Origin of the sequence: Herbaspirillum sp. C7C8 (assembly GCF_022627875.1) — a bacterium.
GTDB lineage: Bacteria > Pseudomonadota > Gammaproteobacteria > Burkholderiales > Burkholderiaceae_D > Herbaspirillum.
On sequence record NZ_JABXGG010000027.1, the window covers coordinates 20794 to 28278 of the forward strand.

A 7485-nucleotide genomic window follows, 5' to 3' on the forward strand; every position below is an offset into this window, starting at 1 on the left:
CCCGCCTCAGACCAGCAATGCACGCACACCGGCATGCCAGTGTGCGTCAGAGAGCAAGGACAGATGATCGGCCTGTGCTACCGTGCTCACCGACATGAGCGTGGCGCCATACTGCGCCCAGTCGGTCGGCACCTGCGCGGCATCACGTCGTCCGGCCTGCCAGACGTGCAGCGGAGCCGACACCTGTACCTGCGCCTGCAGGCCCAGCCGCAGGCAACGGATGCGTTCCCACAACGCCGCTTCCGCCCCGACGGCGCCCGCAGCATCCAGCGGCAGGCGCTCGCCCAACCGCCCTACGATCTCCACGAGGAAATACGCCCGCTGCGCCGCGTTCATCTGGCCCAGCAGCGCATACCACTGTGCGCGCCGCTGTGAAGCCGCCAGCCAACGTTCCAGCCTGGCCTCGTGGGCCAGCAACATTTCCGCTGGCGGCATGGGCCACTGCGCGAGCTGCTGGCGCAAACCGGCAAAGTCACTACTGTCGGCCAGACCGATCCATTCCACCTGTATCGCGGCCTGCTTGCGTTCCTGCAACTGTCGCGCCGTTTCCAGCGCCAGCAGACCGCCCACTGACCAACCCAGCAGGCGCAGGCGACGGCCCGGCAGGGATGCGCACAGCGCGGCGGCATACTGTGCCGCCAGGGCAGCGCCATCCATGCTGCTCCAGCGCCATTGCTCCTGCGGCGGACACAGCAGCTGATACATCGCATGCTCGCCTGCGAGGGCGGCCGCCAGGGCGTCATACTCATGGGCATTGCCCATGTGCGCAGGGATGCACACCAGCACGGTCTGCCCGTCATCCCCGCCTGCGCGGGCGGACGGATGGCGCTGCAGTACCGGTGCAGTACCAGTACGGTTGACTGCACACTTGCGCGTACGCTCCTGGCCACCTTGCCGCATCAGGCCGGACAGTTTGTCCTGCCCCGGCAGCGCCAGCAGCAGCGCGATCAGCCGGTGCGCCAGCTGCACTACCTGCGTCTGCTCCAGCCGTGCGCCGTCGAACTCAAACTGGAAACGCAGCGCCGCGCCCGGCAAGGCCACCACCGTCAGCGGGAATTCGGTGGCGCCGCGGCTGCGGATGGCGTCGAAGGCCAGCGAGCGGCCGACGCCCTTCTTCAGCGATTCATCCACCGGGAAGTTCTCGAAGATCAGCAGGCTGTCGAACCAGTCGCCTTCCTTGCGTGCCGCCCATTGCGAAATGGCTGCCAGGTCCACGTGCTCACGCTGGCGCAGCGCCAGGTTGTGCGACTGCAACCCAGCCAGCCACTGCGGCACGCCCATGGTGCCGTCCAGATGCTGGATCAGCGGCAAGGTATTGATGCACATGCCCATGACCCGCTCGATCCCCGGAAAATCAGTGCTGCGCCCCGAGGCCGTGACACCGAAAACCACATCGTCCGCGCCGGTGACTTCCTGCAGCACCAGACTCCAGGCGGCCTGCACCAGGGTGTTGAAGGTGACCTTGCAGCTGGCTGCAAAGCTTTGCAACAGCTGGGTCTGCGCCGTGGTGAGCTGCTCGCGCACGGTGCCATAGGCCGATGCTGCACCGCTGGCCTGGCCTTGCGGCAGGCGGGTGGGAACCCCGCACAACAGTCCGGCGGGGAACTGCGGGCAGCGCGCGAACTGGGCACGCCAGAAGGGTTCATCCGGCGGCCCGGCCTGCCGTTGCAGCCAGGCGATGTAGTGGCGGAAGTCCAGCGCCTGGTGCTGCAGCGGCTGTTGTTCCATCAGCGAGAACACCTCGCCCAGCAGCTGCGACATGCTCCAGCCATCCAGCAGCACGTGGTGCCAGGTCCAGAGCAGCCGATAACCGCCATCCTCCTGGACAATGACAAAGCGCATCAACGGCGCCTGCTGCGGCACAAAGCCGCGCTGGTGCTCGTACTGACACAGTGCTTCCCATTGCTGCCGCACATTGCCCGCTGACTGGCCGCGCCAGTCCAGCACCGTCAACGGCAGCTCGGCCTGGCGCAATACCACCTGCACCGGCTGCGACTGTCCACCCCAGGCGAAGCCGGTCCGCAGGATGGGATGACGCAACAGTACCGTGCGCCAGGCCTGGGCGAAGCGCGCCACGTCGATGTGGGCAGTGCTGGCGTCGAGCTGTACGACATTGGCCACCGAGCAGGGCGAATCCTGCAGGTGCCGCAGCATATTGCGTTGCCAGGGGGTGGCCGGATAGATGTCCTCGATCAGGGCCGGCGGGCAAGCCATTTCGGCCACCAGGGCGTCCAGCTGCGCCTGATCGCGCTGCAGCAGCGGAAAATCCGACGGCGTCACGCCGCCGGCGCTGCTGAGACAATGCGCGATCATTTCGTGCAAGGCGCTTTCCAGCGCGCCGGCCAGGCGCTGCACGGTCGTGGCCTCGTAGCGTTGTCGGCTGTAGCTGATCTCCAGCCGCAGCTCGCCCCCGACCACCTGGCCATTGATGGACAGCTCGCAGCCCAGCGGTGCGGCCGGATCGCGCGAGGCGCCAGGTGATTCGACGGCGGGCTGCCAGCCGCCCTCCTCCCGGAAATTGCCGTCGAACTGGCCCAGATAGTTGAAGGCCAGCGCCGGCTTGGGCATGCGCTGCAAGACCCGGCGCTGGGCATCATCGCCCCACTGGCGCAACAGACCGTAGCCGATGCCGTTGTCCGGCAGGCTGCGCAGCAGGCTCTTGACGGCGCGGATCAGCGTGGGCCATTCGCCGGCCGTGGGCAAGGCCACCGGCATGACGCTGGTGAACCAGCCTATGGTGCGGGACACATCCAGCGCCTCGCCGCCGCTCTCCAGCTGCTCGCGGCCATGTCCTTCCAGCGTGATCAGCAGCTGCGCCATGCCGCCCCACTGTCCCAGTGCACGTCCCAGTGCGGCCAGCAGCAGATCATTGATGCGGGTGCGATAAGCCGCCGCTGCCTGCTTGATCAGCGCCTGCGTTTGTACCGCATCCAGTCGACATGCCACGCGGGCCTGGTCGGCGGCCAGCAGGGGCGCATCGGGATGATCGCATGGCAGGCTGGCAGGCAGTTCGGTCAGGGAGCGCCAGTAATCGAACTCCCGGGCGCGCATGGCCGCCTGAGCCTGCAAGCGGCGGCCCCACTGGCGATAGGAGGCAGTGCGTGGCGGCAAGTTCGGCTCGGCATGCGCCAGGCGCTGGCGATAGGCCTGCTGCAGGTCTTCCAGCAGGATGCGCCAGGACACCCCATCGACCACCAGATGGTGCACCACCAGCAGCAAGCGCCAGCTGCCGTCCTCCAGTGCCATGCTGCCGGCTCGCAGCAAGGGGCCGCGCTCCAGATGCAGGCTGCGCTGTACGCGCGCGCAGAAGGCGTCCAGTTCGGCAGGCGCATGCAGCTGCGCCTGCCACAGCAACGACGCATCGGCATCGCGTTCCCGGCGCGGACCATAGGCCTGCAGCCACTGGCCCTGCGCGTCCTTGCGAAACTCCATGCGCAGGGCATCGTGATGGTTGACCACATCGACCAGGGCCTGCTGCATCGCGCTGAAATCGATGGGCTGGACGCTGTGCAGCAAGATGGCCTGATTCCAGTGATGCCGCTGCGGGATGGGGGTGGCCAGGAAATCGGCCTGGATCGGCAGCAACGGCACGGCACCATCGTCGGCCTCGCTCCCAGCGGCTGCCTGCTGCGTCACTGGCTCGGCCGGACTGGCCGCCTGGGCCAGTGCCGCCACGGTCTGCAGCTCGAAGATCTGGCGCGGCGTCAGTTTCCAGCCCTGCTGGCGCAGGCGCGCGATGATCTGCAGGCTGAGGATGGAATCGCCGCCCAGCTCAAAGAAATTGTCATGCCGGCCGACCCGCTGCACCCCCAGTACGTCGGCCCAGCTGGCCGCGATCAGCATCTCCAGCTCGCCCTCGGGCGCATCGCCCGGCGCGCTTTCCGGCGTGGCCGGCAGCTCCTGCGGCAGCGCCTTGCGGTCGATCTTGCCATTGGCATTGAGCGGCAGCGCCGGCAGCACGATGATGCGGCTGGGCAGCATGTAGGACGGCAGACTGTCAGCCAGCGCCTGCTGGATCGCCCCCACATCAGGCAGGTGCTCCGGATGCGCACTGACATAGGCCAGCAAGCGATCGATGCCGCCCAGGGTGCGCACCACCACCACCGCCTGCCGCACCGCAGGCTGGGCCAGCAACGCTGCCTCGACCTCGCCCAGTTCGATGCGGAAGCCCTTGATCTTGACCTGATGGTCGATACGTCCGAGATAGACGATCTGGCCGTCCTTGCCCCAGCGCGCCAGGTCGCCGGTGCGATACATGCGCTGCCCCGGCGCGCCGAAAGGATCGGCCAGGAAGGAAGCCGCGGTCAGCCCGGGACGATCGAGATAACCGCGCGCCAGTCCGGTGCCGCCGATGTAGAGCTCGCCGGCCACACCGGGCGGCAGCAATTGCAGCCGGTCATCCAGGATCATGGCACTACGCTGTCCAACCGGTCGGCCGATGGGCGCATACGGCACCTCGCAGGGCTGGTTCGCCCCGGCTTTCCAGACCAGCGGCGTGACCACCGTTTCGGTCGGCCCATAGCCGTTGATCAGGCGCTGCGGATGCAGCACGCGCTGTACCTGTTCAAAGGTCTCGCGCGGCATGGCCTCGCCGCCGAAGGAGTACAGGAAGACCGGTGGTGCATTGCCGCTGCGCTCGACCCAGTCGGCCAGCTGCTTCAGATAGACCGGCGGGAAACCGGCATGGGTGATGCGATGCCGGTGCAGCGCTGCGACCGTCTGCTCGGGCGTCCACAGTTCGGGATCGCGCAGCACCAGCGCGCCGCCTGCACTGAGCACCGTCATCCAGCGCTCATGCGCGCCATCGAAGCTGAAGGAGAGGAAATGCAGTTCGCGCGACTGCGGCCCCATCTCGTAGAGTGCGGCGGTGGCCTGGATGTGCATGGACAGCGCTGCGTGCGCCACTTCCACCCCCTTGGCCCGGCCCGTGGAGCCGGAAGTGTAAATGACATAGGCCAGGCTCTCCGGGCTGGTCTCGACGGCAGGCAGTCCGGGGAGAACATCGTCTTGCGCCAGCTGGTCCATATCCAGCCACTCGGGCCCCTCCTGTTGCGCCAGTGCGGGCCAGGGTTGCCCTTGGGCGAGCACCAGGCCAACCCGGGCATCGCGCAGCATGTAGGCCACGCGCTCCTGGGGTGCCTCCAGATCGATCATCACATAGGCCGCGCCCGCCTTGAGTATGCCCAGCAGGGCCACGATCATTTCCGGCGAACGCGGCAGTGCCACGGCGATGCGTTGCTCGCCTGCCGCGGCGGGCTGCCCGTGTGCCAGCAACTGGCGGGCCAGGCGATTGGAACGTTGCTCGAGCTCGCCATAGGACAGGCTGAGTTCGCCCATCACCACGGCCTCGGCCTCTGGCTGGCGTCGTGCGATCTGCGAAAACAGCTGGTGCACCGGCGCACGCTCCATGTCGCCGGGCTCGGCCTGTCCCAACTGCAGCAAGGCCTGTTGCTCATCCTGTGCCAGCAGTGCCACCTCACCCACGGCGCGCGTGGCCGATTGCGTCAACGCCTGCAAGCCGTGCAGCAGATGACGGGCAATCTGCTGCACGGTGGCGTCATCGAAGTGCTGGCGCTGATAGCGCAAACCGACCTGCAGCCCGCTCTGCACGCCATCCCCAGGCGCTACGCCCACCGTCATCGGATAGTTGGTCTGCTCGCGGGTATGGGTGCGGCGGAAACGGGGCCCTTGCGTCTGATCGCCGCGCAGGACACTGTCGATGGGATAGTTCTCGAATACCAGGATGCTGTCGAACAGGCTCTGGCCCAGATGACTGTGCCAGCGCTGGATCTCGTAGAGCGGCGTGTGCTGGAAGGCGCGCGCACCCAGGTTCTGCTCCTGCAGCTGTTGCAGCCACTGCCCGACGGGCTGGGCGTGCGCCGCCGGCACCAGCACCGGCAAGGTATTGATGAACAGGCCCAGCCATTGCTGCACGCCCTCCAGCTCCTCGGGTCGCCCCGCCACGGTCGCGCCGAAGCAGACCGTCGGCTGTCCGGTATAACGTTGCAGCACCAGCCCCCAGGCAGCCTGCAACAGGGTGTTGAGGGTGACGCGTTGCGCGCGTGCGAAGCCATGCAGTTGCTCGGTCTGCGCTAGCGACAGCAAGACCTTGTATTCGCCGTCGCCTGCCTCATGCCCTGCCACCGCCTGTTGTGCGGGGGCGCAGGCCTGGTGCAGATAGGTCGGTGCCGACAGCGCGGCCAGGCTGTCCTGCCAATGGCGGCGCGCAGCCTCGCCATCCTGTTGCTGCAGCCAGCCGATGTAGTGGCGGTAGCCTCCCTGCACCGGCGTGCTGGCGGCTTGTCCGTGATAATGCCGCACCACCTCGCCCAGCAGTTGCGACGTACTCCAGCCATCCAGCAACAGGTGGTGGACGGTCCAGATGAAATGATGGCGCGTAGTACCGGTGCGCACCAGCATCAGGCGCTGCAGCGGCGGACGTGCAAGATCGAAACCGCGCCTCAACTGCTCGGCGGCGATCGCTTCGAGTGCGGTCTCGGGGTCACTGGAGGCACGCACGTCGGCTTGTGCGACGGGCAGCGCCAGGGAGCGCGCCACCCATTGCAACGGCGGCACATGCTCGGCCAGGAAGCCGGTGCGCAAGACCTCGTGCCGGTCCTGCACCGCTTGCCAGGCATGGCACAGGCGCGCCACATCCAGCTCGCCATCGATATCGATGCGCAGCTGGTTGAGATAGGCGGCGCTGCCGTGGTCGTAGACGCTGTGAAACAGCATCCCGGTCTGCATCGGCGAGAGCGGGTAGACGGCGGCCACCTGATCCGGCGGCACCGGCAGCACCGGCAGGTCGGCCGAGGCCAGCAGGCTGATATCGGGACCACTCACAGTGACCGGCGCGGCTGCGGGAGGGAGGGGATGATCGATGGCTTGTGCCACCTCGGCCACCTCGGCCAGTTGGGCGATGGTCTGGCGATCGAACAACTGGCGCGGCGTCAGTTTCCAGCCGCGCTTGCGCAGGCGCGCGATGATCTGCAGGCTGAGGATGGAATCACCGCCGAGCGCGAAGAAATTATCCTGTCGCCCAACTTGGGGCAGGCCCAGCACGTCTTGCCAGATCGCTGCCAGCGCCAGTTCAATCTCGCCTTGCGGGGCGCTGTAGTCGCTCTCCTGGCTGATCTGCACCGGCGGCAGGGCCTTGCGGTCGATCTTGCCATTGGTGTTCAGGGGCAGCGCCGGCAGCACCATGATGATGGCCGGTACCATGTACTCGGGCAGATGCGCGGCCAGCGCCGTCTTCAATGCCGCCTCGTCATGTCCATGGCCCTGTTGCAGCGATACATACGCCGCCAGGCGCTGGCCCTCCACCGCCACCACCACTGCTTCACGAATCGAAGCTTGCGCCAGCAAGGCGGCCTCGATCTCGCCCAGTTCGATGCGCAGCCCGCGCAGCTTGACCTGATGATCCAGCCGACCCAGATACATCAATTGCCCATCCTCGCGCCAGCGCACCAGGTCCCCGGTGCGATA

The 7485-nt window shown here is 67.2% G+C and carries 1 protein-coding gene; it reads right to left on the bottom strand.

From position 1 onward, the window contains the following. Positions 1-6 precede the first annotated feature (6 nt). Positions 7-7485, bottom strand: a 7479-nt coding sequence (locus tag HWE01_RS21455; protein WP_502798464.1) for an amino acid adenylation domain-containing protein, incomplete at its 5' end; no start/stop codon positions are given.